Origin of the sequence: Kitasatospora nipponensis, from assembly GCF_039528135.1 — a bacterium.
In the GTDB taxonomy this organism is placed as follows: Bacteria; Actinomycetota; Actinomycetes; order Streptomycetales; family Streptomycetaceae; genus Kitasatospora; species Kitasatospora nipponensis.
Map to the genome: position 1 here is coordinate 1 of NZ_BAAALF010000662.1, position 764 is coordinate 764.

At 70.8% G+C, this 764-nt stretch carries 1 protein-coding gene and 1 pseudogene; both read left to right on the top strand.

Annotation, left to right across the window (positions count from 1 at the left end; genetic code table 11):
* Window positions 1-159, top strand: a pseudogene (locus tag ABD323_RS42560) (MFS transporter); the annotation flags it as partial.
* Window positions 160-236: 77 nt separating this feature from the next.
* A partial coding sequence (locus tag ABD323_RS42565) for a glycoside hydrolase family protein (protein WP_344447412.1) occupies window positions 237-764 on the top strand: 528 nt, incomplete at its 3' end.

Sequence of the window (764 nt, forward strand, 5' to 3'; positions counted from 1 at the left end):
GCCGCCTGGCTCGGCGGCGTGGTCACCACGGCCGGCTACGGCTACACCGCGCCGAACCTGGTCGGTGCCGCGCTCACCGGCTCGGCCCTGCTGCTGGCCGTGCTCTCCGCCGCCCTGGAGCGCCGGGCCGCCCCGGTCCGAGTGGGCGTCCCGGCCTAGGCCCCCAGGCTGAGCGGACACGCCCGTCACCGGCCTAATCGGCACGCCTCTCCGAGTGGCCTCCATTCAATGGTCAGATGACCACAGCATCCGCGCAAAGACGATTCCTCATGCGGTTCCAGGTCTGGCTGGTGGCATTCCTCGCTGCGCTCTCGGCCGTGCTCCCGGCCCCCGACGCAGGGGCGGTGGTGCCGATGCCGGTGACGATCAAGTCGATCGACCTCCACGACGGCATGGTGCTCAAGGACGGCTCGACCTACTACCTCTACGGCACCGAGTACGGCTGCGGCTTCCGTTGGCTGGACGCCCGGGCGCCCTGGTGCGGATTCGGGGTGTCCACCGCGCCCAGTCCCGACGGGCCGTGGTCGCCGCCGCGGCTGCTGTTCCCCCCGGACTCGACGGACCCCTACTCGGGTCTCAGCTGGCAGCAGGAGTGCGTGAGCGCAGGCTGCTTCAACCCGCGCATGGTCAAGCGCTCGGGCTGGGGAGCCGACGACGGCGTGTGGGTGCTGTGGTTCAACTCGCCGTCGGACTACAACCGCAATTGGGCCAACGCGTACAACGTCATGGGGGGCAACTCACCGGCAGGGCCGTGCGGGGCGAGC